Annotated in this window: 22 protein-coding genes and 1 riboswitch; of the genes, 16 read left to right on the forward strand and 6 right to left on the reverse strand. The window is 36.0% G+C overall.

Annotated elements, in window-relative coordinates; translation table 11 throughout:
- Positions 1 to 78 precede the first annotated feature (78 nt).
- The gene (locus tag BM260_RS08590) at positions 79 to 1,494 is read left to right on the forward strand and encodes a sodium:solute symporter family protein (RefSeq protein ID WP_093536935.1); all 1,416 of its coding nucleotides are present in this window, start codon (positions 79 to 81) and stop codon (positions 1,492 to 1,494) included.
- 49 nt (positions 1,495 to 1,543) lie between these two features.
- Here BM260_RS08590 and BM260_RS08595 read toward each other — a convergent pair whose 3' ends face one another.
- Entirely contained in the window at positions 1,544 to 1,738 is a 195-nt protein-coding gene (locus BM260_RS08595) for a hypothetical protein (protein ID WP_093536936.1), read from the reverse strand.
- Positions 1,739 to 1,839: 101 nt separating this feature from the next.
- On the reverse strand, positions 1,840 to 2,985 hold the full coding sequence (locus tag BM260_RS08600) for an MFS transporter (protein WP_093536937.1): 1,146 nt from the start codon (positions 2,983 to 2,985) through the stop codon (positions 1,840 to 1,842).
- 210 nt (positions 2,986 to 3,195) lie between these two features.
- Here BM260_RS08600 and BM260_RS08605 point away from each other — a divergent pair, with 210 nt between their 5' ends.
- Positions 3,196 to 3,735 carry a DUF402 domain-containing protein gene (locus BM260_RS08605; RefSeq protein WP_093536938.1) on the forward strand — a complete coding sequence of 180 codons (540 nt, stop codon included), beginning with the start codon at positions 3,196 to 3,198 and terminating at the stop codon, positions 3,733 to 3,735.
- 15 nt (positions 3,736 to 3,750) lie between these two features.
- Positions 3,751 to 4,281, forward strand: a complete 531-nt coding sequence (locus BM260_RS08610; protein ID WP_093536939.1) for a GrpB family protein — start codon at positions 3,751 to 3,753, stop codon at positions 4,279 to 4,281.
- A 70-nt stretch (positions 4,282 to 4,351) separates the two neighbouring features.
- Here the strand turns inward: BM260_RS08610 and BM260_RS08615 are convergent, their stop codons facing one another.
- The 3 genes from BM260_RS08615 to rnhC form a co-directional block, all read right to left on the reverse strand.
- Positions 4,352 to 4,843 (reverse strand): hypothetical protein, encoded by a 492-nt coding sequence (locus tag BM260_RS08615; RefSeq protein WP_093536940.1) that lies wholly within the window; start codon positions 4,841 to 4,843, stop codon positions 4,352 to 4,354.
- 118 nt (positions 4,844 to 4,961) lie between these two features.
- Complete coding sequence (locus BM260_RS08620) at positions 4,962 to 5,465, reverse strand: GNAT family N-acetyltransferase (protein ID WP_093536941.1); 504 nt, start codon at positions 5,463 to 5,465, stop codon at positions 4,962 to 4,964.
- A 17-nt stretch (positions 5,466 to 5,482) separates the two neighbouring features.
- On the reverse strand, positions 5,483 to 6,412 hold the full coding sequence (rnhC, locus tag BM260_RS08625; RefSeq protein ID WP_093536942.1) for a ribonuclease HIII: 930 nt from the start codon (positions 6,410 to 6,412) through the stop codon (positions 5,483 to 5,485).
- Positions 6,413 to 6,490: 78 nt separating this feature from the next.
- Between rnhC and zapA the strand changes: the two genes are divergently transcribed.
- From zapA to BM260_RS08690, 13 genes are all read left to right on the forward strand, one after another.
- Positions 6,491 to 6,751: a cell division protein ZapA gene (zapA, locus tag BM260_RS08630; protein ID WP_093536943.1), complete on the forward strand. Its 261-nt coding sequence runs from the start codon at positions 6,491 to 6,493 to the stop codon at positions 6,749 to 6,751.
- 4 nt (positions 6,752 to 6,755) lie between these two features.
- Positions 6,756 to 7,298: a CvpA family protein gene (locus tag BM260_RS08635; RefSeq protein ID WP_093536944.1), complete on the forward strand. Its 543-nt coding sequence runs from the start codon at positions 6,756 to 6,758 to the stop codon at positions 7,296 to 7,298.
- A gap of 71 nt (positions 7,299 to 7,369) precedes the next feature.
- Complete coding sequence (gene polX, locus BM260_RS08640; RefSeq protein WP_093536945.1) at positions 7,370 to 9,073, forward strand: DNA polymerase/3'-5' exonuclease PolX; 1,704 nt, start codon at positions 7,370 to 7,372, stop codon at positions 9,071 to 9,073.
- Between the two features lie 16 nt (positions 9,074 to 9,089).
- On the forward strand, positions 9,090 to 11,453 hold the full coding sequence (locus BM260_RS08645; RefSeq protein WP_093536946.1) for an endonuclease MutS2: 2,364 nt from the start codon (positions 9,090 to 9,092) through the stop codon (positions 11,451 to 11,453).
- Positions 11,454 to 11,521: 68 nt separating this feature from the next.
- The gene (locus tag BM260_RS08650; protein ID WP_093536947.1) at positions 11,522 to 11,935 is read left to right on the forward strand and encodes a DUF350 domain-containing protein; all 414 of its coding nucleotides are present in this window, start codon (positions 11,522 to 11,524) and stop codon (positions 11,933 to 11,935) included.
- Between the two features lie 419 nt (positions 11,936 to 12,354).
- Complete coding sequence (locus BM260_RS08655) at positions 12,355 to 14,049, forward strand: long-chain-fatty-acid--CoA ligase (protein ID WP_093536948.1); 1,695 nt, start codon at positions 12,355 to 12,357, stop codon at positions 14,047 to 14,049.
- 269 nt (positions 14,050 to 14,318) lie between these two features.
- Positions 14,319 to 14,900, forward strand: a complete 582-nt coding sequence (locus BM260_RS08660; protein WP_093536949.1) for a TetR/AcrR family transcriptional regulator — start codon at positions 14,319 to 14,321, stop codon at positions 14,898 to 14,900.
- A gap of 17 nt (positions 14,901 to 14,917) precedes the next feature.
- A complete protein-coding gene (locus tag BM260_RS08665; RefSeq protein ID WP_093536950.1) occupies positions 14,918 to 15,691 on the forward strand; it encodes an enoyl-CoA hydratase in 774 nt (257 codons plus the stop codon).
- A gap of 25 nt (positions 15,692 to 15,716) precedes the next feature.
- Positions 15,717 to 16,490 carry an electron transfer flavoprotein subunit beta/FixA family protein gene (locus BM260_RS08670; RefSeq protein ID WP_093536951.1) on the forward strand — a complete coding sequence of 258 codons (774 nt, stop codon included), beginning with the start codon at positions 15,717 to 15,719 and terminating at the stop codon, positions 16,488 to 16,490.
- An 87-nt stretch (positions 16,491 to 16,577) separates the two neighbouring features.
- Positions 16,578 to 17,555: an electron transfer flavoprotein subunit alpha/FixB family protein gene (locus tag BM260_RS08675; RefSeq protein WP_093536952.1), complete on the forward strand. Its 978-nt coding sequence runs from the start codon at positions 16,578 to 16,580 to the stop codon at positions 17,553 to 17,555.
- A 281-nt stretch (positions 17,556 to 17,836) separates the two neighbouring features.
- Complete coding sequence (gene trxA, locus BM260_RS08680) at positions 17,837 to 18,151, forward strand: thioredoxin (protein WP_093536953.1); 315 nt, start codon at positions 17,837 to 17,839, stop codon at positions 18,149 to 18,151.
- A gap of 50 nt (positions 18,152 to 18,201) precedes the next feature.
- Positions 18,202 to 19,992: an excinuclease ABC subunit UvrC gene (gene uvrC, locus BM260_RS08685; protein WP_093536954.1), complete on the forward strand. Its 1,791-nt coding sequence runs from the start codon at positions 18,202 to 18,204 to the stop codon at positions 19,990 to 19,992.
- A gap of 41 nt (positions 19,993 to 20,033) precedes the next feature.
- Positions 20,034 to 20,213, forward strand: a riboswitch (Lysine riboswitch).
- A gap of 94 nt (positions 20,214 to 20,307) precedes the next feature.
- On the forward strand, positions 20,308 to 21,537 hold the full coding sequence (locus tag BM260_RS08690) for an aspartate kinase (RefSeq protein ID WP_093536955.1): 1,230 nt from the start codon (positions 20,308 to 20,310) through the stop codon (positions 21,535 to 21,537).
- Positions 21,538 to 21,651: 114 nt separating this feature from the next.
- On the opposite strand, the gene BM260_RS08695 is transcribed toward BM260_RS08690, so the two are convergent.
- Positions 21,652 to 22,065: a YslB family protein gene (locus BM260_RS08695; protein ID WP_093536956.1), complete on the reverse strand. Its 414-nt coding sequence runs from the start codon at positions 22,063 to 22,065 to the stop codon at positions 21,652 to 21,654.
- Positions 22,066 to 22,146 lie beyond the last annotated feature (81 nt).

Below are 22,146 nucleotides of genomic sequence, written 5' to 3' on the forward strand. Positions count from 1 at the left end.
TTTTATCAATTAAAAATAATTCAGAATAGTGTTTGAATTGTGCGGTGCATAGGGAATAGAAAAAAGGGGAGGGGTTTTATGGGATTAGGTTTTTGGACATGGACGATAACCATTATATTATCTTTGTTCTTTATTGGTATGTCGTTTTTCTTTAAAAAGAAGGCGGACGCAAGTTTTGCTCATTATGCGATAGCTGGAGGGACACTGCCTTTTTTCTTATTATTATTTACTGATATTGCTACTATTATGGGCGTTGGAAATTTTGTTGGTCATTCATCTAAGGGATATGAGATTGGGATAGCTAATATACCTTTTGTTATTGGTGAGCAAGGAGCCAAAATCATATTTGCTCTCGTATTTGCGGGATTTGCTGCAAAATTTACATACAAAACATTAGCAGAAATGATGAATGATTTAATCGTACGCGATCGTATCACTCGAAGTCTAGTTGCCATTTTGACTTCATCTATTATGATTGCTTGGGTCAGTGGCCAGGCTATGGGTATGGGTGCCTTGTTCTCGACTTTTACAGGGGCTGATCCTATTCTAATGATATTAGTATTCTCGGCAGTGTTTATCATTTACACAGCTGTAGGTGGTATGTATTCAGTGGTATGGACAGACCTTATTCAAGGAGCAATTCTTATCGCAATAGCAGTGTGGTTTTACTTTCAAGTATTTAATCGAATTGATTTTAGCTATTCGACTCTTAAATCGGGTTTAGCAGATGTTGGATCGGGTGAACTAATTCAAATGAATTTATCTGTAATGGAAGTGTTAACGCTGTTTGTGACAGGAACGTTGGGTGTCTTAGCTGCACAAGTGTATTGGCAACGTTGCTTTGCTTCTAAAAGTTCTAAGTCAGCAAGTCGTGCCATGCTTATCAGTGGGGTTGTTGCAATTATCTTTACGATTCTAGCAACTATTAGTGGGTTGATAGTTAAGATTCAAAATCCCACGCTCGATGCCAAAAATGCTATATCGTGGTTGATATTAGAAGAAATGACGCAATTTGCAGCGTTGGCTTTCTTTATCATGATTTTCATGGCTGCCATTTCTAGCGCTTCATCTCTTCTTCATTCTGCTGCTGTTGTAATCATCAATGATTTGGTTATTCCAAATATGAAAGAAAAAGAAGATGCATTTTATCTTAAGTTAACAAGAGTTAGTGTGGTTGTGTTTGGTATGTTCACGATAGTTACTGCTATTTGGGCAGATTCTATTATTGACTTATTTTCTCTTGCATATTCGATGGCCGGTGGTGGAGTTGTTCCGGTATTAATAGTAGGGTTAATATGGAAGAATAAGAAAACCTCTGCCTTTGAAATGGGAACAAGAAATAGTCGTGTTTCTGTTTGGGGAGCACGTACTGGTATTTTGGCTGGAGCAGTTGTTTCTTTAACAATAGGAATATTATGGGGTGTCCTTGCATCAGTTATTATGACAATAGCTTTCTCGAAATTTTTACCTTCGAAAGAAACAATGATTAGTTAGGTGGAAAAAACCTCCATCCAAATGAAAAACCCTGCTTTCGCAGGGCTTATCATTTGGATGGAGGTAGATTATGACTAATCCACCAATCCACATGATCTAAATTGAAAACGATCATATTTGCCATTGGTTTTAAATGAGGAATCTCTCTTTTTATAATTAGTATGTCGATTTCCTCTTCAGTAAGTGGATATCCTACGGTATCTAAATATAAAGATAGCTTTTTAACTCCATAGGCTCTTCTCAATTAATCACCTCCCACCAAAATCTCTTTCCATAAAGAAAGTTTAGTAAAAGGTACTAATTTCAACTCTATATATGTTTAATACCCATTTTCACATAAAATAATCATCCGTTTATTTTATGTTTCCGTATAGTCAGTAGTATTCCAAATAAGACTCCGATGAAGGACATTGCTGAAATGATAAAGTAAAAAGACTGCCCACCAAATTCTTTATAGAGGAAACCACCTGCATATGACGCAATAATACTAGATAAGCCAAAGAATAATAATGCTAAAACAGTTTGTCCAGTAGCTCGCCATTCCTTAGGCATAATATTATATAAATATTGAATAGCGGCGGTGTAGAAAATAGGGAATGTTAACATTTGTAATACTTGTAGGACAGTTAGAGTAACAGGGTTTGTGACATAGCCTGATATAAAAAAACGTAAGAAGTAAAAGAAGGTAGCGATCGTAATAATCTCCAACTCTTTACCTTTTCGAAGCCACCAAAAGCTGAGTGCAAAAATAATGATTTCACTACCACCTGCTAAGAAAAAAGCAATCCCTACTAAGGATGTATCTCCTCCCAGTGCTTTGATATGTATTCCTAGAAATGTATCGTTCATACGTGCAGGGACAGAGCTTATGAATACTAATGCTAAGAATAGAGGCATCTCTTTGTTACGTAATACTTGTTTCAATCCTTTTATCGTCACAGGTTTTGGGGAAGCTTGCACATCCGGCATAAACCAAACAATTCCAAATGAGAGAAGCCCCAAGAGTACAAATAAAATAGATAGACTACTCACTCCAAAATAATCCATTGTAAACCCAGCAATTAAAGACAAAATGGCATAGCCAAGTGCACCATATGTACGGATAGATCCATAGCTAATACGGGCCATCTCTGAAACAGTAAAATTTAAACTCTCCGTTAATGGATCAAGTGGCATAAGGAAAAAATAAACTAACAACGCAAAAATAATTAGTAATACAAAGTTATCGAAGTTAAATAAAAAATAACCCGAAATAGCAGTCAATCCAACAAGTAGCAACATCACCTTGCGAATTGTTTTTGTTTTATCGCTGACGAACCCCCACAACGGTTGGGCTATTAAAGTTACAAAACCCCCAGTACCTACGATAATCCCTATTTCACTTGTAGATAATCCTTGTTCCCCTAAATACACAGGCAAGAACGGTATAAAAACTGCAAGCAAACCAAAAAACAAAAAATTATATCCCTTTAATAAAACATGTACCTTCAAGAAGAATTCTCCTTTTCTAAAAAACAAATAAAATATGATTTCAATTATTAACTTAATTATTGTAACTGATTTAAATGGTAAATAGCCGTTTTTAATAGAATAAACTATGGAATTTAAATTAACTAATAAGTTAGAATAATAAATCTGCTATAATTTCTATTAAAAGAGAAGTTAAGTACTTAATTTGTCTGAATTGATTAGGGGGTAGGCATGTTAAAACGAAGATATGGGGATCGTTCAGATTGGCAGCGGATTAAGAAGAGAGAGTATGCACAATCTTATGTGGATAAAGAGGAATTCACTGGATATATAACACTTCTTAACATGGTTCTGGTGGCGGAGCCCTTATGGGTGAAGTATGATGAAAAAAGTGTGTGCATTGTAGATGATGGATTTATGTGGTTACAACACTTTCCTAAAGGAAAACATTATTCTGTAACTACTATGTTTGATGCTAATGGGAAAGTGATTCAGTGGTATATCGATATTTGCAACGAAATAGGAATAGAGCATAATATTCCATGGTGGGATGACTTGTTTTTAGATATTATCGTATTTCCTACGGGAGAGATTATTCAACAGGATGCAGATGAACTGGAAGAGGCATTAATAAACGGTTGGGTTGATCAAAGCATGTACAACTTGGCATGGCATCAAGCAAATGAAATTACTACTAGTGTTGTAAGAAATAATTTTGGCTTACTTAATTATTCCTCAGTTCACAAGGAACTATTAACGAAACTTCTTTAAAAGGGAGAGATTTAAATGCGTAAAGTGGAGGTAGTGGCATATTCAGAGGATTGGAAGAAAAAGTTTGATGAGGAAGCAATTCTTCTTCAACATATTTTCGGCATGGAGATTCAAATTATCCATCATATTGGAAGCACGTCTGTAGAAAGATTGAGTTCAAAACCAATTATCGATATGATGCCTATAGTCCGAGATATAAGAAAAATTGACGCTTATAACAGCGCAATGATTGCGATTGGTTATGAACCTAAAGGTGAAAATGGACTTCCTGGTCGTAGATACTTCCAAAAAGGTGGAGATAATCGAACGCATCATGTCCATATGTATGAATTGGGTAATCCTGAAATTGAAAGACATCTTGTGTTTCGGGACTTTTTAAGAGTACATTCTATTATTGCAAGAAAGTACGGAGATTTAAAAGAAGCACTAGCAGAGCAATTTCCATATGACATTGACGCTTATATTAATGGGAAAGATAAATTAGCCAAAGAGATTGAAAAACAAGCACTCCACTGGTATAAAAGTATTCCTAAAGTATCTTTGTGAAAAGGAAAAGCACGAAATGTAATTAACATTTCGTGCAAAAAAAATTGGATCCAGATTTTCCCCAGAAAGTTTAACACCAAACGATAATTTCATATGGTGTGGTCTGGGCAGGTATACTTCTTGTAGTTGGACCATAAATAACAATTAAATTTCGATTCGCAGGACTTTTCGTAAAAGGCTGACCATTAGTCAATAATATTGGAGTATATGGTGTTACATTTAGTCTTAACTGTCCATCACTGCTTTCCAATTGGCTATTAAAGAAGTCCACTTTAACATTTCGATTTGTATTTTCTTCTACTATAATAAGTGCCTGGTACTGTGGTGGGTAAATCAGAGGAGCAGGGGCATCTCCATCATAGTATCCAGTTACCCTATCACCCACTGCTACCACCGCATGGTCTACAAAATAAGTAGCGGGGGACACCACGAAATTTACTGAATTTCCGTTGCCATTATCAACCGACATTAATGTATAACAACCTTCGCCTTCACCATTAGCCCCTATCATAAAATCACTAATCCTGGTAACGGTACCCTGAAAAGCTTGAAAATTTACCATACTCAAACCTCCATCGCTATTTAAACACGCACTTATACATGTTATGCATTTGAATGGTTTTGTGTTATCTAAATTTATTATTTAAAATTACCCAAATTTACTTTGTATAAATTGTAGATTACATTAAATATTCATAATAAGGCTCTTCTTGTTTTGTATCCTCAAACCACTTCATACTCACATAGGTGAACCCGATTTTTTCTAAAATCTTTAATGAACCTATGTTTTGTGGATCTGCTGATGCAGTGATTATTCTAATATTTCCTTTGTTTTTAGCTAGCTTAAGGCAAGCTGCAGCTGCTTCTGTTGCAAAACCTTTTCCCCAAGATTTCTTACTAAAATGATAAATTAACTCTATTACTCCCGTCGAATCAGTTGGATTAAAACCAGCTGCTCCTATTACTAGATCCGATTCTTTTTCTATTACTGCATAAACGGATAGACCTCTATCTTCATGTAATTTACGATATCCCTCTATAACTTTGGGAAGTAATTCATGTGCAGAAGGCCCATCACATAGTGACATGACTTCTTCGTCCCCCCAAAATTGCTGAGCGGCTTCCACATGTGATTGTTCAAATACACATAAATATAATCGCTCTGTTTCCCCAATAACTTTCATGTTGTACAACTCCCAAGCTAAAATCGTTTCTTGTTCACCATATTAATCGCTTTCCCAGTATTGGCAAAATGCCACTTTGTAATAGACTTGAGAAACTCTTCTCCATGCTTCAAATAAATTTTCGCTGCTATTTCATCAACCTTAGCACTTGCTCCTTTAGGTATCGTCGTACCCGCTATTTCGGTCAGACGATCCATTTCCTTCAAGAAAGCATATCTCGCTATGATTGATGCTGCTGCAACAGATACGTGAAGTTGCTCTGCTTTTGTAGAAAACAAAACATTTTCTCGGACGATTTCTTTCTCCGTTTTAATATGATTATAGTAAATACCGCGCTCCGCAAACTGATCGATTAATATATATGCCGGTTTTTCTGAGTCCATTTTTTTCAGTACATGCTTTAATGCTTGGTTATGCATAAGTGCTTTTATCTTACCTTGAGACGACCCACGAGACTGTATGTCATTGTATTTTTCGTTTTTCAATACGAGGACACTATGTGTTAAAGTCGCCATTAAGTCAGGTGCCATTTTACGCATTATGTCATCTGTAAGCATTTTGGAATCCTTCACTCCTAAAGCTTTAACTAGCTCGACTTGTTCTGAACTGACAAAACATGCTGCAACTGTAATGGGACCAAAATAATCTCCAGTACCAGTTTCATCTGAACCTAGAACCGATAAGGTTGCAAAGTTAGGAGGTAAAAGATCTCCCTTCGCACCAGTTGTTGTAGTTTTAGTCGAACTTGTACCCCAAAGGGAAGCTTCGCGCGTAGAACCGTTTCCTTGAAACATCACCTTGCCAGATTTATAAATAGTAATGGCTGTATCTGCAAGCTTTGCTGCAAAAATAACCCCAGGAGCAGACCTCTCTACCTTAAATTTCATATAATGCGATTTAACTTTTTCGATTTCGTTTGGTTTCAATAATAAGACTGTATTTGACATTCGTTCGTTCCTTTCTTCACATAGCAATCTATTTCGTGTTATTATTAGTATTAGGATTTTCTGAGGAGGGTTATGGCTTTGTCAGAACAAGAAAAAACACGAATTTCGGTTGATATATATGGACAGAATTATAAAATGGTAGGTTCTGAATCGTCAGGCCATATGAGACTAGTAGCTTCAATGGTTGATGATAAAATGAGAGAAATAAATTCACATAATAGTCAACTAGATATTGCAAAACTTGCTGTACTCACAGCTGTGAATGCTGTAAATGATTACATAAAAGTAAAAGAACAATTAGAACTCTTAGAAGAAGAATTGAAAAGATTAAAGGACTGAAAACATGTTAGATATAATTATATTAATATTACTTGTCGGTGGTTTAATCACTGGCGCAAAACGAGGGTTAATCGTTCAACTAATCCACATGACTGGCTTTATCATTGCATTAGTAGTGGCTTATTCTTATTATAAACCACTTGCAGATAAATTTGTTTTATGGATTCCGTTTCCTGCTGTAACGGCTGGTGCTAAATTGACAATCGCCGTGGAGAGTTTAGATTTAGCACAAACTTTTTATCGGATTATTGCTTTTGCACTCATTTTTATCGTGGTGAAGTTCGCCTTGCAAATGATTGCATCTATGTTTGATTTTTTGAAGTATTTACCGATTTTAGGGTTTATAAGCAATATGGTGGGTGCAGTTTTAGGACTTATTGAATTTTATTTTATTATGTTTGTCTTATTGTATGTACTTGCTCTTTTACCAATCGATATGATTCAAAATTTAATATCAGGTTCAGTTTTAACTGGATGGATGTTAGAACACACGCCTATCCTGTCGGAGATGGTTAAAAATTGGTGGTATATTTATATTGAAAAGTAACTTCTCTCAATAGAGGGAAGTTTTTTTGAAGTTAGCTATATTGGTTAATTGAGAAGAAAGAGGTGTTTTCGTTGGATAAGAAGACGATTATTAAAACATTAGAAAGAATAGCTTTATATATGGAATTGCAAGGTGAAAATCCTTTTAAAGTATCTGCCTTTCGAAAGGCTGCACAGGTGTTGGAATTAGATGACCGAAGCCTTTCTGAAATGGATAATATCTCCTCCTTAAAAGGGATTGGAGCAGCAACAGGAGCTGTAATAGAGGATTTAATCACTAAAGGAGAATCTTCTTTGCTTGTAGAATTACAACAAACAGTTCCTAGTGGATTACTTCCGATGCTTAAAATACCTGGACTTGGTGGTAAAAAAATTGCCAAGCTATACAAGGAATTACATATCGATTCCATTGATGCGTTAAAGCTTGCATGTGAAGAAGGTAAAGTCCAAAGTCTTCCTGGATTTGCTAAGAAGACTGAAGAAAAAATATTACTAGAAATAGTGAACCTTCAGTCTAAACCAGAAAGAACTGCTGTATGGCAAATTGAACCTATCGTAGATCTTATCGAACACAAATTGGCTTCTATAGCTTTAATTGATAAGTTTTCTGTTGCCGGGTCTTATAGAAGAGTTAAAGAAGCGAGTAAGGACATTGACTTTATCATCGCTACAAGTTCTCCTCAAGAAGTTAGAGAAGAATTGTTAAAAATACTTCCTGTACAGAAAATAATTGCAGCTGGAGATACGAAAGTTTCTGTCACGCTAGATGTAGAAGTCGAAATAGATGTCGATTTCCGACTAGTGGAACTAAAACAATTTGCTTCTGCATTAAATCATTTCACTGGCTCAAAGGACCATAATATAAAAATGCGTCAAATTGCTAAAGACCAAGGAAAGAAAATTAGTGAATATGGTGTGGAATTAGCGGATGGAAGTGTAGAGCATTTTGAATCGGAAGAAGACTTTTATGCTTACTTTGATTTGCCTTTCATACCTCCAACAGTTCGAGAAGATGGATCGGAATTTTCCAAATTAGATCAGCTGCCTTCATTAGTGAAGTTAAATGATATAAAAGGCGATTTTCATATGCATAGCACTTGGTCGGACGGGGCTCATTCTATAGAAGAAATGGTTGAAGCTTGCCGAGTAAAAGGCTACTCACATATGGTGATTACTGATCACTCTAATTATCTCAAAGTTGCTAACGGACTTTCGAAGGAAAGATTATTAAACCAAATAGATATTATTCACTCTCTAAACGAAAAGTACACTGATATTGAAATATTTACGGGAACCGAAATGGACATACTACCAGATGGTTCACTCGATTTTGAAGATGATGTGCTTTCACAACTAGATTTTGTTATAGCTTCTATCCATTCAAGTTTTAGCCAGCCGCAAGAAAAGATTATGGAAAGACTCTTAAATGCGTTGAAAAACCCATATGTACACATGATTGCCCATCCAACGGGAAGAATAATCGAACAAAGAGATGGTTATAATCCAGATGTTCCTACACTGATAAAATGGGCTAAGGAAAACGGTAAGATTTTAGAGTTAAATGCTAGTCCTTATCGTCTCGATTTGAATACGGAATACTTAAAGTTAGCCCAAGAAAAAGGCGTACCAATAGCGATAAACACAGATGCGCATCATATCGATCAGCTAAAATATATGGATATTGGTGTACGTTATGCACAAAAAGCCTGGTTACACAAAGAAAATATAGTGAACACTTGGTCGTTGGAGAAGTTTAAAGAATATATACAGAAATAATTAGGAGGTGACTCAGTTGATAGCTGAAAGAGCATTAAGGACATTAGAATATTTTAAAATTAGAGATGAAGTTTCCAATTATTGTACTTCATCTATTGGGAGAAGCCATATAGATAATCTAATTCCTTCCGTTGAGTTTACAGTAGTGAAAAAGTTGTTAGAGGAAATGGATGAAGGAATGACAATACTTCGGTTACGTGGCAATGTTCCAATGGGTGGGATGACAGATATTCGACCTCATGCTAAACGTGCCCAAATTGGGGGTATGCTTAGTCCAACAGAACTAATGGAGATCGCAAGTACTATTAGAGCTAGTAAAATCTTACGCCAATTTTTAGAAAATGTAGCGGAATCCGAAGATGTGAAGATCCCCCACTTTATAGAGAAAAAAGAGGCTATTCCGATTTTAACAGCCCTTGAACATGAGATTAATGATTGTATTGATGAAAACGGCGCAGTGTTAGATAGCGCAAGTAGTACTTTGCGTTCTATTCGCCAACAATTACGCATTCAAGTAAGTCGTGTGCGTGAAAAGCTAGAAAGTTATACTAGAGGGGCAAATGCTGCGAAAATGTTATCAGATTCGATTATTACTATCCGAAATGATCGATATGTGATTCCTGTAAAATCCGAGTATCGTAGTCATTACGGTGGAATTATCCATGACCAATCCTCTTCTGGACAAACATTGTTTGTGGAACCTTCAGCAGTAGTGCAAATAAATAATGATATCAGAAGTTTAAGAGTGAAAGAACAGGAAGAGATTAATCGTATCCTTATCAAATTGACAGCTGAAGTAGAAATAGTTGGTCATGATATTTTTGTATTAGTAAGTGTACTAGGAGAAATTGATGTTATTTTAGCTAAAGCAAAATATGGTCAAGCCCAAAAATGTACGATGCCAATCATCAATAACGAGGGATATATTCGTTTAGTAAAGGCTAGACACCCACTTATTCCACTGGAAACAGCGGTGCCAAATACGATTGAATTCGGCAAAGACATTACCACTATTGTCATCACTGGGCCGAATACTGGGGGTAAAACAGTTACTCTGAAAACAGTTGGACTTTGTACAATAATGGCGCAAAGTGGACTACCTATTCCTGCGTTGGATGGCTCAGAAGTGGCATTATTTGAATCGGTCTTTGCAGATATCGGAGATGAGCAATCTATTGAACAAAGTTTAAGTACTTTTTCTTCTCATATGGTTAATATTGTGGATATTTTAAAAAAGTATGACGATAAATCATTAATCATATTTGATGAACTTGGAGCAGGAACCGATCCTCAAGAAGGTGCTGCACTTGCTATTTCTATATTGGATGCAGTACATGGGACCGGAGCTCGAGTAATGGCTACAACACATTATCCTGAACTAAAGGCTTATGGATACAATAGACCTGGCGTTGCTAATGCAAGCGTTGAGTTCGATATTGAAACGTTAAGTCCAACTTATAAACTGTTAATAGGAGTGCCTGGTAGAAGTAATGCTTTTGAAATTTCCGAGCGACTTGGGTTACCAGCATATATTATTAACCAAGCACAAACTTTTACAGGGACAGATCGTGGTGAAGTGAACTCTATGATTGCATCTCTGGAGAACAGTCGTCGACAAGCAGAAAAAGATGCAGAAGAAACGGAAGCCCACTTAGTAGAAGCACGTAAAGTTAAAGCGGATGTTGAACTGAGATTAGCAGAACTAGAACAGAGCAAAGAAAAACTAGAACAAAAAGCAAAAGATAAAGCGAAGAAAATTGTAGATGAAGCTAGACGAGAAGCAGAAGATATCATAAGTGAACTGCGGAAAATGCAGTCTAATACACATAACTTCGTTAAAGAGCATGAACTAATCGATGCTAAAAAGCGTTTAGATGCTGCTTTACCAGATAATCCAGTATTGAAGAAGCAAAAGAAATTAAACGAAATGGCAAAAGAGTTGAAATCTGGAGATGAAGTGAAAGTATTGAGCTTCGGACAAAAAGGGACTCTACTTGAGAAATTGTCTAAGACAGAGTGGTCTGTTCAGATTGGTATGCTAAAAATGAAATTAGACGAATCTGACCTTGAGTTTGTAAAACCTGAAAAACAAAAGCAAACTGTCTCAGTGAATTCAATCCGTGGAAGAGACACTAATGTAAAATTAGAGTTAGATCTTCGAGGAGAACGCTATGAGGATGCCATCATGCGTACAGAAAAGTATTTAGACGATGCACTTCTTTCAAACTACCCAAGAATCTCTATTATTCATGGAAAAGGCACAGGTGTGTTAAGACAAGCAATACAACAGTTTTTGAAAAACCATTCTCGCGTGAAAAGTTATCGTTTCGGTGAAGCTGGTGAAGGTGGGCATGGTGTAACGGTTGTTGAACTAAAATAAAGTAGAAAAAATGAAACTTTTTTGCGGGCTCTCCGTATAGAAGGGAAAGTGTAAAAGGGGTTTTAAACATGCTTCTATCCAGTTTTTGGTCAAACCCACTCGTAGAGTCTGCAGGTTATTTTAGTGTGGTAATTTTATGCTTACTCGTTTCGATGGTTATTTTTGAATTAGTCACGAAGTATAAAAATTGGGAAGAAATAAGAAAAGGTAATGTAGCAGTTGCACTTGCTACTGGTGGGAAAATTTTTGGTGTATGTAATATATTTAGGTATTCCATTGAACAACATAACTCATTATTCGAAATGGTTGGTTGGGGTTTATTTGGTTTTACACTATTAATAATTGCTTACTTATTGTTTGAATTTTTAACGCCAACCTTTAATGTTGATAAGGAAATCGAAAACGATAATCGTTCAATTGGATTTATTTCACTAGTTATTTCTGTTGGGCTATCATTTGTTATTGGTGCAAGTATTTCTTAGGAGCGGTTGAAATGGAAAAATTGTCGAAAATTTTATTGGCTGTTGGCTTACTTTTTGTCTTAGTAGGTATAATATATGTCGTAACAAATTAATATAATAACTTAATAACGTATTTAAAGACTGTGATGTAACACTTTTCATCTTATTGATAAAGAAGTGAACTTTGCAGTCTTTTTATATTTTATGTTAAGCGTGAGAAAGAAATATCTGTTTTAAACGAGAAAAAGACGGTCAAAAGTGCGTTTAAGTAAGGTATTTATATTGTAGTAAGGAAGGATTAGTTTTTTAAAAAGCAGATAAAACTATTAGACTAGAAAACTTTGAAAACTCTTTTCAATAAAGAATTGAATTGTCATTCATTTTTCTCTATAATTAAAAATAGGAATATTCACGCTATTAAAAACAAAGGGGGCATTAATATGACTGAAAAGCCGTGGTTAGCACAATATCCACCAGAAATTCCACATACGCTTGACTATGAACACATTCCTGTTCAAGAATATCTGACGAGAGCGTATAAGAAATTTCCGACAAAAATTGCGATACATTTCATGGGGAGAGATTTATCGTACAAAGAGCTATATGAGTCTTCTTTAAAATTTGCTAACTATTTACAATCCATTGGCATTCAAAAAGGAGATAGAGTAGCAATTATGCTACCGAACTGTCCACAAGGGGTAATCGGATATTATGGAGCACTATATGCGGGGGCAATAGTTGTTCAAACAAATCCTCTTTATACGGAAAGAGAAATAGCTTATCAAATGAAGGACTCTGGTGCAAAAGTTATTTTAGCTATGGATATATTATATCCACGGGTTACAAAAGTTTTAAAAGATACGAGCCTAGAGAATATTATTGTTACTGGTATTAAAGATTACCTGCCATTTCCTAAAAATCTTGTTTATCCTTTTATCCAGAAGAAACAATATGGGTTTAGTGTAAAGGTAGAGCATCGAGGCATCAATCATCTATTCACTGAAATTATGAAAGTTGGAAAAGCTGAACCGATTAGTATGTCTTTTGATTTTGACGAGGATATAGCACTTTTACAATATACTGGTGGTACAACAGGATTTCCAAAAGGAGTTATGCTTACGCATAAAAACTTAGTAACAAATACTACTATGTGTACGGCGTGGAATTACAAGGCAATAGAAGGCGAAGAAAGTATATTAGGAGTTCTTCCATTCTTCCATGTATATGGAATGACTACTGTATTAATCTTTTCTGTTATGCTAGGTAATAGAATGGTATTGTTACCTAAATTTGATGTAGAAACTGCACTAAAAACAATTGATAAGCAAAAACCAACGATATTCCCAGGAGCTCCAACGATTTATATTGGATTATTGAATCATCCAGATATACAAAAATATGATTTATCTTCAATTGTAGCTTGTTTAAGTGGCTCTGCTCCTTTACCATTAGAGGTACAAGAAAAGTTTGAAAAAGTTACTGGTGGTAGATTGGTAGAGGGATATGGCTTAACAGAAACCTCTCCAGTGACACATGCGAACCTAATTTATGCAGAAGATCGTATTAAAGGCTCAGTAGGAATTCCTTGGCCAGATACAGAAGCAGCGATTTTCGCAGTCGATTCAACAACACCATTACCATTTGGGGAAATTGGAGAAATAGCAGTTAAAGGGCCTCAAGTGATGAAGGGATACTGGAATCGTCCCGAAGATACTGCAATGACTCTGCGTGATGGTTGGTTCTTAACTGGTGATTTGGGGTATATGGATGAAAGCGGTTACTTTTATGTAGTTGATCGCAAAAAAGATTTAATCATTGCGGGTGGTTATAATATCTATCCGAGGGATGTTGAAGAAGTTCTATATGAACATTCTGCAATTCAAGAATGTGTTGTTGCTGGAGTGCCAGATCCATATAGAGGGGAAACGGTAAAAGCATTTATCGTACTTAAAGAGGGAGCTTCTGTGACAGAAGAGGAGTTAAATACTTTTTGTCGTGAAAACTTAGCAGCGTTTAAAGTACCAAGAATTTACGAGTTCAGAGCGGAACTTCCGAAAACTGCAGTAGGTAAGATTTTGAGAAGAACTTTAATAGAAGAAGAGAAAGCGAAACAAAAAGTAACGGTACAAAGTTAATTGATTATTGACAATCGACAAAATTGAATATAATATAAAAATATGAATGAATCATCATTCATATTTTTATTTTATTTAAATAAAGGTTTAAACTATCTAAATAAAGTAAAAGCCTCTGAAGAATGTCAGAGATTTTGGAGTCATTGGAAAAGGACGAGAACCGTATTCATACGACAATAGCTATTTAACTGTATATGCAGACCTTATACATTTCAAAATCTAGACGAATAATTCTTTGAGGTAATTGAACAATTGGTGGTGAATTCATAATGAAGAAGGACAAACCAAAGTATAAGCAAATTATTGACGCGGCAATTATTGTTATCGCTGAAAATGGATATCACCAGTCACAGGTTTCTAAAATAGCTAAACAAGCTGGAGTAGCTGATGGGACAATTTACTTGTATTTTAAAAACAAAGAAGAAATTTTAGTCTCGGTTTTTGAAGAAAAAATGGAGATATTTGCACACAATTTAAAAGAAATTATTCAACAGGAAATTAGTTCCTCCGAAAAGCTATATAAAATGATTGAAAATCATTTCGTAGTGTTATCAAGTGATCATCATTTAGCGACGGTCACCCAGTTGGAATTGAGACAAGCCAATTTAGCGTTGAGATTACGAATAAATGCAGTTTTAAGAAATTACTTAGTATTGTTAGATACCATTTTAAAGGAAGGAATAGAGCAAGGCGAATTTGATCGTACGATTGATATTCGCTTAGCAAGACAAATGGTTTTTGGTACAATTGATGAGACGACTACTACTTGGGTCATGAACGAGCATAAATACAACTTAGTTGATCTGACCGGTAAAGTACATCGTCTATTGTTAAATGGTGTGAAAGGTTAACGAAGGGGAGTGGGAAGATGGAATTTCTATCATGGACTATAGAAGACGGCGTAGCTACCGTCATTCTGAATCGTCCGCCAGCAAACGCTTTAGCAAGAGGGGTTATTTTAGAAGTAAATGAGCTGCTAGATGCAGTAGAAAATGATGATGCCGTTCGAGCAATCTTGCTCAAAGGGGAAGGTAGATTTTTCTCTGCAGGTGCTGATATTAAAGAATTCACTTCTATTACATCAGGAGCTGCATTCTCTGAGCTTGCTGCAAGTGGGCAAACAATTTTCGAAAGAGTGGAAACTTTCTCGAAACCTGTAATCGCAGCAATTCATGGTGCTGCACTTGGTGGAGGACTGGAGCTTGCGATGAGTTGTCATATTCGACTTGTAGCTGATAATGCGAAGCTCGGATTACCTGAGTTACAGTTAGGCTTAATACCAGGCTTTGCAGGAACACAACGACTACCTCGCTATGTTGGGTTTGCGAAAGCAGCAGAAATGTTGCTAACAAGTGATCCGATTAGTGGTAAAGAGGCAGCTCAGTTAGGACTTGCTAATCATGCTTACCCAGAAGAAGAATTATTCGAGCAGGCAAGCAAGCTTGCAGTGAAAATTGCGAAGAAGAGCCCTATTGCTGTCAAAAACGCATTAGAAATGCTTCAGTTTGCTAAACCAGCATCTTATTATGAAGGTGTGAAAGCAGAAGCAAATGCTTTTGGAACTGTATTTGTTTCAGAAGATGCGAAAGAAGGTATTTCTGCATTTATTGAAAAAAGAGAACCTGTATTTAAAGGTAAATAATATTTTACATTGGGAGGATATCTAAATGAACATTTATGTATTAGTAAAGCGTACGTTTGATACTGAGGAGAAAATCGTTGTTAGCGGGGGAAAAATTCAAGAAGATGGTGCCGAGTTCATCATTAATCCATACGATGAGTATGCAATTGAAGAAGCAATTCAAGTTCGTGACGCTCAAGGTGGAGAAGTAACAGTTCTTACGATGGGTGGAGAGGATGCTGAGAAGCAACTTCGTACAGCATTAGCAATGGGCGCAGATAAAGCGGTTCTTATAAATATTGAAGATGATGTAGAAGAGTTAGATCAATTTACAGCTGCACATATTATCTCGGAATACTTAAAAGATAAAAATGCAGATTTAATATTAGCAGGTAATGTAGCGATTGATGGAGGGTCTGGACAAGTAGGACCACGTGTTGCTGAAAGTTTAGGTATTAACTATGTAACTACTATCACAAACTTAGAGATTAATGGTACTACTGTTACGATTAAACGTGATGTTGAAGGAGATACAGAAGTATTAGAAACTTCTTTACCATTATTAGTTACTGCGCAACAAGGTCTAAATGAACCTCGTTACCCATCTCTTCCAGGAATTATGAAGGCAAAGAAAAAGCCTTTAGAAGAAGTGGAATTAGATGACTTAGATATAGATGAAGATGATGTAGAAGCAAAAACAGAAACAATTGAAATTTACCTACCTCCTAAAAAGGAAGCTGGAAAAGTATTAGAAGGCGAGCTAGCTGATCAAGTAAAAGAGTTAGTTCATTTACTACACTCAGAAGCGAAAGTCGTTTAACTTATTCAGAAGAGATTATTTTGTACACAAAAGATATGCCAAGGCATATTTGAATCGAATTAATTTTAATATTAGGAGGAAAATAGCATGTCTAAAAAAGTATTAGTATTAGGAGAAGCACGTGAAGGTGCTCTTCGTAATGTATCATATGAAGCAATCGCTGCTGCTAAACAAATTTCAAGCGGCGGAGAAGTTGTTAGTGTTCTATTAGGAGATTCAGTGGGAGAACTAGCTACTGAGCTTGGTAAATATGGCGCTGATCGTGTAATTACTGTGGAGCATCCACATTTAAAACAATATACTTCAGATGGCTATGGTCAAGCATTGTTAGCGGTGATTGAGCAAGAAAATCCAGAGGCAATTGTTTTTGGTCATACAGCACTTGGGAAAGATTTATCTCCTAAAATTGCAAGCAAGCTTCAAATTGGTTTGGTATCAGACGTAACTTCTATCGAGGGTGAAGGCGATGCTGCTGTATATATCCGCCCGATCTATTCTGGTAAAGCCTTTGAAAAAGTTAAAGTGAAGGATGGTATTGAATTTATCACTATCCGTCCTAACAATATTGCTCCACTTGCAAAAGATGACAGTAAGTCAGCGGACGTTTCATCTATGTCTGTAGACATTACAAACCTGCGTACGATTATTAAAGAAGTAGTTCGTAAATCTACTGAAGGTGTAGATTTATCTGAGGCAAAAGTTGTTATTGCTGGTGGTCGTGGTGTAAAGAGTGAAGAAGGTTTTGCACCTTTAAAAGAGCTTGCAGATGTATTAGGTGGAGCAGTTGGAGCTTCTCGTGGAGCTTGTGACGCGGATTATTGTGATTATTCATTACAAATCGGTCAAACTGGAAAAGTAGTTACTCCGGACCTTTATATTGCAGCAGGTATTTCTGGAGCGATACAGCATTTAGCTGGTATGTCTAACTCGAAAATTATTGTAGCGATCAACAAAGATCCAGAAGCAAACATTTTCAAAGTTGCAGACTACGGAATCGTAGGAGATTTATTCGAAGTTATTCCAATGCTTACTGAAGAGTTCAAAAAACTTAAAGTAAACGCATAATAATAGATGAGGCTGTCCAAAAGAAAAACTTTTGGGCAGCCTTTTTGTGTAAAACTGATTAAAATATTGTGCTTGTCAAAGTTGAAATTTTTTATATATTTATTTTGTTTTCTCTTGTATAAAAACTCTTCCACAATTCGATGGAGCTATAGTCGTTTCAATTTTGTTCCAATGTTTTGACTGTTTCTGGTATGCTAAGATTTACTTTCAAGCTAATATGTAGATGTTGGTATTTCTGTCTGTTATAATCATTACATAGTAGATAAAGGAGGAATTTTAATATGGCAATTGTTCATGGAACAGATCAAACATTTAACACAGATATAGAAGAAGGTTTAGTATTAGTAGATTTTTGGGCAACATGGTGCGGACCTTGTAAAATGATTGCTCCTGTACTAGAAGAAATGGATGCTGAAATGAGCGATAAAGTTAAAATCGTAAAAGTAGATGTGGATGAAAACCAAGCTACTGCTAGTCAATTCGGTATTATGTCAATTCCAACATTAGTATTATTTAAAGATGGAAAACCTGTTGATAAAGCAGTAGGTTTCCAACCAAAAGAAGCATTAGTACAACTTGTAGAAAAAAACGCATAATCTAAAACCGGGTGCTACATAGTACCCGGTTTTTTTAAACAGGTGATAATATGAATAATTTGATCGAACAAAAATGTTCCATCCTACCGGATGAACCAGGATGTTACTTGATGAAAGACCGACAAGGAACTATTATATACGTCGGCAAAGCTAAAATATTAAAAAATCGTGTACGCTCATATTTTAAAGGAGCACACGATGGTAAAACACTCCGATTAGTGCAAGAAATTGTTGACTTCGAATATATCGTCACATCATCTGAGTTGGAAGCTTTAATACTGGAGCTCCACCTTATTAAAAAGCATGATCCAAAATACAATATTATGTTAAAAGATGATAAAACGTATCCATACATTAAAATTACTGCTGAAAAAGATCCTCGTCTGATTATTACAAGACAGGTGAAAAAAGATAAGGGTAAATACTTTGGTCCATATCCCAACTCTCATGCGGCACATGAAACAAAAAAACTTCTAGATCGTCTATATCCACTTCGAAAATGTCAAAAAATGCCGAATAGAGTTTGTCTATACTACCATATGGGACAATGTTTAGCGCCATGTGTGAAAAAAGTAGAAGAGAATACTTATGAGACAATTATTCAAGAAATAGCCAGCTTTTTAAATGGTGGGCATACGCAAGTGAAAAAAGAATTGGTTCAAAAGATGAATTCAGCTGCTGAGACACTTGAATTCGAACGAGCAAAAGAGTATCGTGATCAGATTTCACATATCGAACAAGTGATGGAAAAACAAAAAATGACGATGAATGATTTCACGAGCAGAGACATATTTGGTTTCCATGTTGATAAAGGTTGGATGTGTGTTCAAGTATTTTTTATCCGACAAGGAAAGCTTATCGAAAGAGATGTGTCATTATTTCCGATCTTCCGGGATCCAGAAGAGGAATTCATCACATTTTTAGGTCAGTTCTATGCGAAGCCAGAGCATATTAAACCAAAAGAAATTTATGTTCCATTAACTACGGATCTTGACTTAGCTTCAAATCTTCTAGAAATGAAAGTTTTCGTTCCACAACGAGGCACAAAGAAAAATCTAGTCGAGTTAGCAGAAAAAAATGCAAAAATAGCTCTTACGGAGAAATTTCATTTAATCGAAAGACAAGAAGAGAGAACGATTGGGGCAGTTGAACAGCTTGGTGATTCCATGGGGATTGCACCTCCAATGCGTATAGAAGCTTTCGATAACTCGCATATTCATGGTACAGATGCTGTATCTGCAATGGTTGTATTTATTGATGGTAGATCAAGCAAAAAAGATTATCGTAAATACAAGACAAAAACGGCTGCCAAACATGATGATTATGGTGCTATGCGTGAAGTTGTACGGCGAAGATATACAAGAGTCTTGAAGGAGAATTTACCACTACCCGATTTAGTAATCATTGATGGTGGAAAAGGGCAAATAGAGGCAGCGCGCGAAATTATTGAGGATGAACTAGGTCTTGATATACCGATTGCTGGGCTTGCAAAGGACGGCAAGCATCAGACTTCTCAACTTATTTATGGTGATCCTTTGGAGATAATACCGATGAAGCGGACTAGCGAAGGTTTTTATTTGCTCCAACGAATTCAGGATGAAGTCCATCGTTTTGCTATAACATTCCATAGACAACAGCGTGGAAAGCACACAATTGCATCTTCTCTAGATGGTATTGAAGGGATTGGTCCTCAACGGAAAAAGTTATTACTAAAACAATTTGGTTCTTTAAAGAAAATACAAGCTGCTAGCAAAGAAGAGTTAATGGCAGCAGGATTACCGAGTAAGCAAGCAGATTTAGTAATTGACCATTATCAGAAAAATGTATTGTCTTCTGAATAATCATATGTTATGGTTGTAACAATTTAATATTCACTATTATAAGTGAAGATAGAGGTGCGATTAGACATCAGTACTCAGCAGGAGGAAGGAAAGTTCCTAGAATAGCTGAAGAAAGGGTTTTTCGCCGAAACATAGAATAGCTTTTCCTATTCTGTTGTTGGTTCTGCATTTAATAGATGTAGGATTGTCAGAATTTGATATTCTGGAGGGCTATCTCACATGGACAGATTTTTTGGACCGTGTATGAGACAATGCTTTTCACAATATGTGAAAAGCATTTTTTAATCCTTTCAGTTAATAAGGGAGCGGATGATCATGACTAAAATTGTAATGAAATTTGGCGGTACTTCGGTTGAATCAACTGAAAAGATTACAGATGTTGCTAATCGGGTAAAAGGTGAAAAAGAAAATGGTCATGATATTGTGGTTGTTGTATCCGCAATGGGTAAAGCGACAGATGAATTATCAAAATTGGCTTTCGAATTAGCAGATTCACCGTCCAAACGTGAAATGGACATGCTTTTATCTTCTGGGGAGCAAGTTACAATGGCATTGCTTTCTCTCAAGTTAAACGCAATTGGAGTAGAAGCCATTTCTCTCACAGGTGCTCAGGCAGGTCTGATAACAGATAGTGTACATAGAAATGCAAAAGTAATGAAAATGGATCCTTCAAAAATTGATGGATTACTTGCAGCGAATAAAGTAGTTATTGTAGCTGGTTTTCAAGGAATATCTGAAGCAGGAGAGATTACTACACTTGGCAGAGGAGGATCTGATACAACTGCTGTAGCTATTGCTGCTTCTATTGAAGCAGAAATTTGCGATATTTATACAGATGTAGACGGTATTTACACGTCTGATCCTCGCTATATTGAAAGTGCGCGTAAACTGGAACAGCTTGAATATGACGAAATGTTGGAACTCGCTAATTTAGGTGCGGGAGTATTACATCCACGTGCAGTTGAATTTGCTAAAAATTATAAGGTTCCATTAAGAGTGCGCCCGAGCTTTAAAGATGGAGAAGGAACGATTTTGAAGGAGGAAGTAGATGTGGAAAATAATTTAGTAGTTCGTGGAGTGGCATTTGAATCAGATATCGTCCGATTGACTATAGAATACGAAATACCTTTTAATGGTTCTCTCGCTTCTATTTTTACGACTTTAGCAGCAAATCATATAAACGTAGATATTATTGTGCAGTCGATAGTAGAAGGGGTGAAACCTGCAGTATCCTTTTCTATTAAAAAGGAATCCTTGTCTGAAGCGATAACAGTTTTAGAGACACACAAACAAGCACTAGGCTTTACTTTCGCAGATTTTGAAGTTGGTCTTTCAAAGGTTTCTATTGTCGGTTCGGGAATGGTATCGAATCCCGGGGTAGCAGCTCAAATGTTTGATCGATTAAGAAAAGAAAATATTCCTGTGAAAATGGTAAGTACTTCAGAGATAAAAGTGTCAGTCGTTGTACCCCAACAAAATATGATCGAAGCAGCAAATGCCTTACATGATGAATTTGAACTTGCACTAACTCATCAATCCGTATAATATTTTTATGTTAAAATTCATTTTCTATTAACTATTTGAATCTGTTAAAAAGGTTTTCACAATAGTTTCACTATTAAAGAGGGGTAACAGGAAAAGTCGTATGCGACTATCCCGTTACCCTTTTGTTTTAGAATCCCATTTTATTTGCAAAGAGACAAGGCCATTCTTTTTTACTTCTTCGTCATAACATTCGGTTAAAAAACCAGTAATCTTTTGTTGTTGTTCAGCTAAAAAGCCTGCTTCTAATCGATGACTTCTACTTTGACCACTCTGAGGTAGATTATATGTACTTAGCGTATAGAAAGCGGAGTCTTTTGTAGTTTTTTCTAAATGTAAAGTGCCCCAGCCAGCTTCGTTGAAAAAAGTGATAGCTTCGTCCAATGAATATAGGGGAAATTTGCGGGCTAAATCTTTCCCTGCCCAATATAATATATCTTTTTCATGTTTTCCGAGAATAGAAGTAAGCACATGGTCTCTTAGTAACTCATATCCAAAGGAAGTTACATGTGAATGTTCCTTTTCATTCAAGTAGCAACCCTTCTTTCCAAAAATCAATATTGCCTATTTATTTTATCATAAAAAAATTACAAATGGGGACTTGATTAGATT

The sequence above is a fragment of the Psychrobacillus psychrotolerans genome (assembly GCF_900115805.1).
GTDB lineage: Bacteria > Bacillota > Bacilli > Bacillales_A > Planococcaceae > Psychrobacillus > Psychrobacillus psychrotolerans.

Excerpts from the sequence above, each read along its gene's own strand:
- BM260_RS08590 (WP_093536935.1), top strand. The coding sequence starts at position 79 with ATGGGATTAGGTTTTTGGACATGGACGATAACCATTATATTATCTTTG.
- BM260_RS08605 (WP_093536938.1), top strand. The coding sequence starts at position 3,196 with ATGTTAAAACGAAGATATGGGGATCGTTCAGATTGGCAGCGGATTAAG.
- BM260_RS08610 (WP_093536939.1), top strand. The coding sequence starts at position 3,751 with ATGCGTAAAGTGGAGGTAGTGGCATATTCAGAGGATTGGAAGAAAAAG.
- BM260_RS08615 (WP_093536940.1), bottom strand. The coding sequence starts at position 4,843 with ATGGTAAATTTTCAAGCTTTTCAGGGTACCGTTACCAGGATTAGTGAT.
- BM260_RS08620 (WP_093536941.1), bottom strand. The coding sequence starts at position 5,465 with ATGAAAGTTATTGGGGAAACAGAGCGATTATATTTATGTGTATTTGAA.
- rnhC (WP_093536942.1), bottom strand. The coding sequence starts at position 6,412 with ATGTCAAATACAGTCTTATTATTGAAACCAAACGAAATCGAAAAAGTT.
- BM260_RS08635 (WP_093536944.1), top strand. The coding sequence starts at position 6,756 with ATGTTAGATATAATTATATTAATATTACTTGTCGGTGGTTTAATCACT.
- BM260_RS08650 (WP_093536947.1), top strand. The coding sequence starts at position 11,522 with ATGCTTCTATCCAGTTTTTGGTCAAACCCACTCGTAGAGTCTGCAGGT.
- BM260_RS08655 (WP_093536948.1), top strand. The coding sequence starts at position 12,355 with ATGACTGAAAAGCCGTGGTTAGCACAATATCCACCAGAAATTCCACAT.
- BM260_RS08660 (WP_093536949.1), top strand. The coding sequence starts at position 14,319 with ATGAAGAAGGACAAACCAAAGTATAAGCAAATTATTGACGCGGCAATT.
- BM260_RS08665 (WP_093536950.1), top strand. The coding sequence starts at position 14,918 with ATGGAATTTCTATCATGGACTATAGAAGACGGCGTAGCTACCGTCATT.
- BM260_RS08670 (WP_093536951.1), top strand. The coding sequence starts at position 15,717 with ATGAACATTTATGTATTAGTAAAGCGTACGTTTGATACTGAGGAGAAA.
- BM260_RS08675 (WP_093536952.1), top strand. The coding sequence starts at position 16,578 with ATGTCTAAAAAAGTATTAGTATTAGGAGAAGCACGTGAAGGTGCTCTT.
- trxA (WP_093536953.1), top strand. The coding sequence starts at position 17,837 with ATGGCAATTGTTCATGGAACAGATCAAACATTTAACACAGATATAGAA.
- uvrC (WP_093536954.1), top strand. The coding sequence starts at position 18,202 with ATGAATAATTTGATCGAACAAAAATGTTCCATCCTACCGGATGAACCA.
- BM260_RS08690 (WP_093536955.1), top strand. The coding sequence starts at position 20,308 with ATGACTAAAATTGTAATGAAATTTGGCGGTACTTCGGTTGAATCAACT.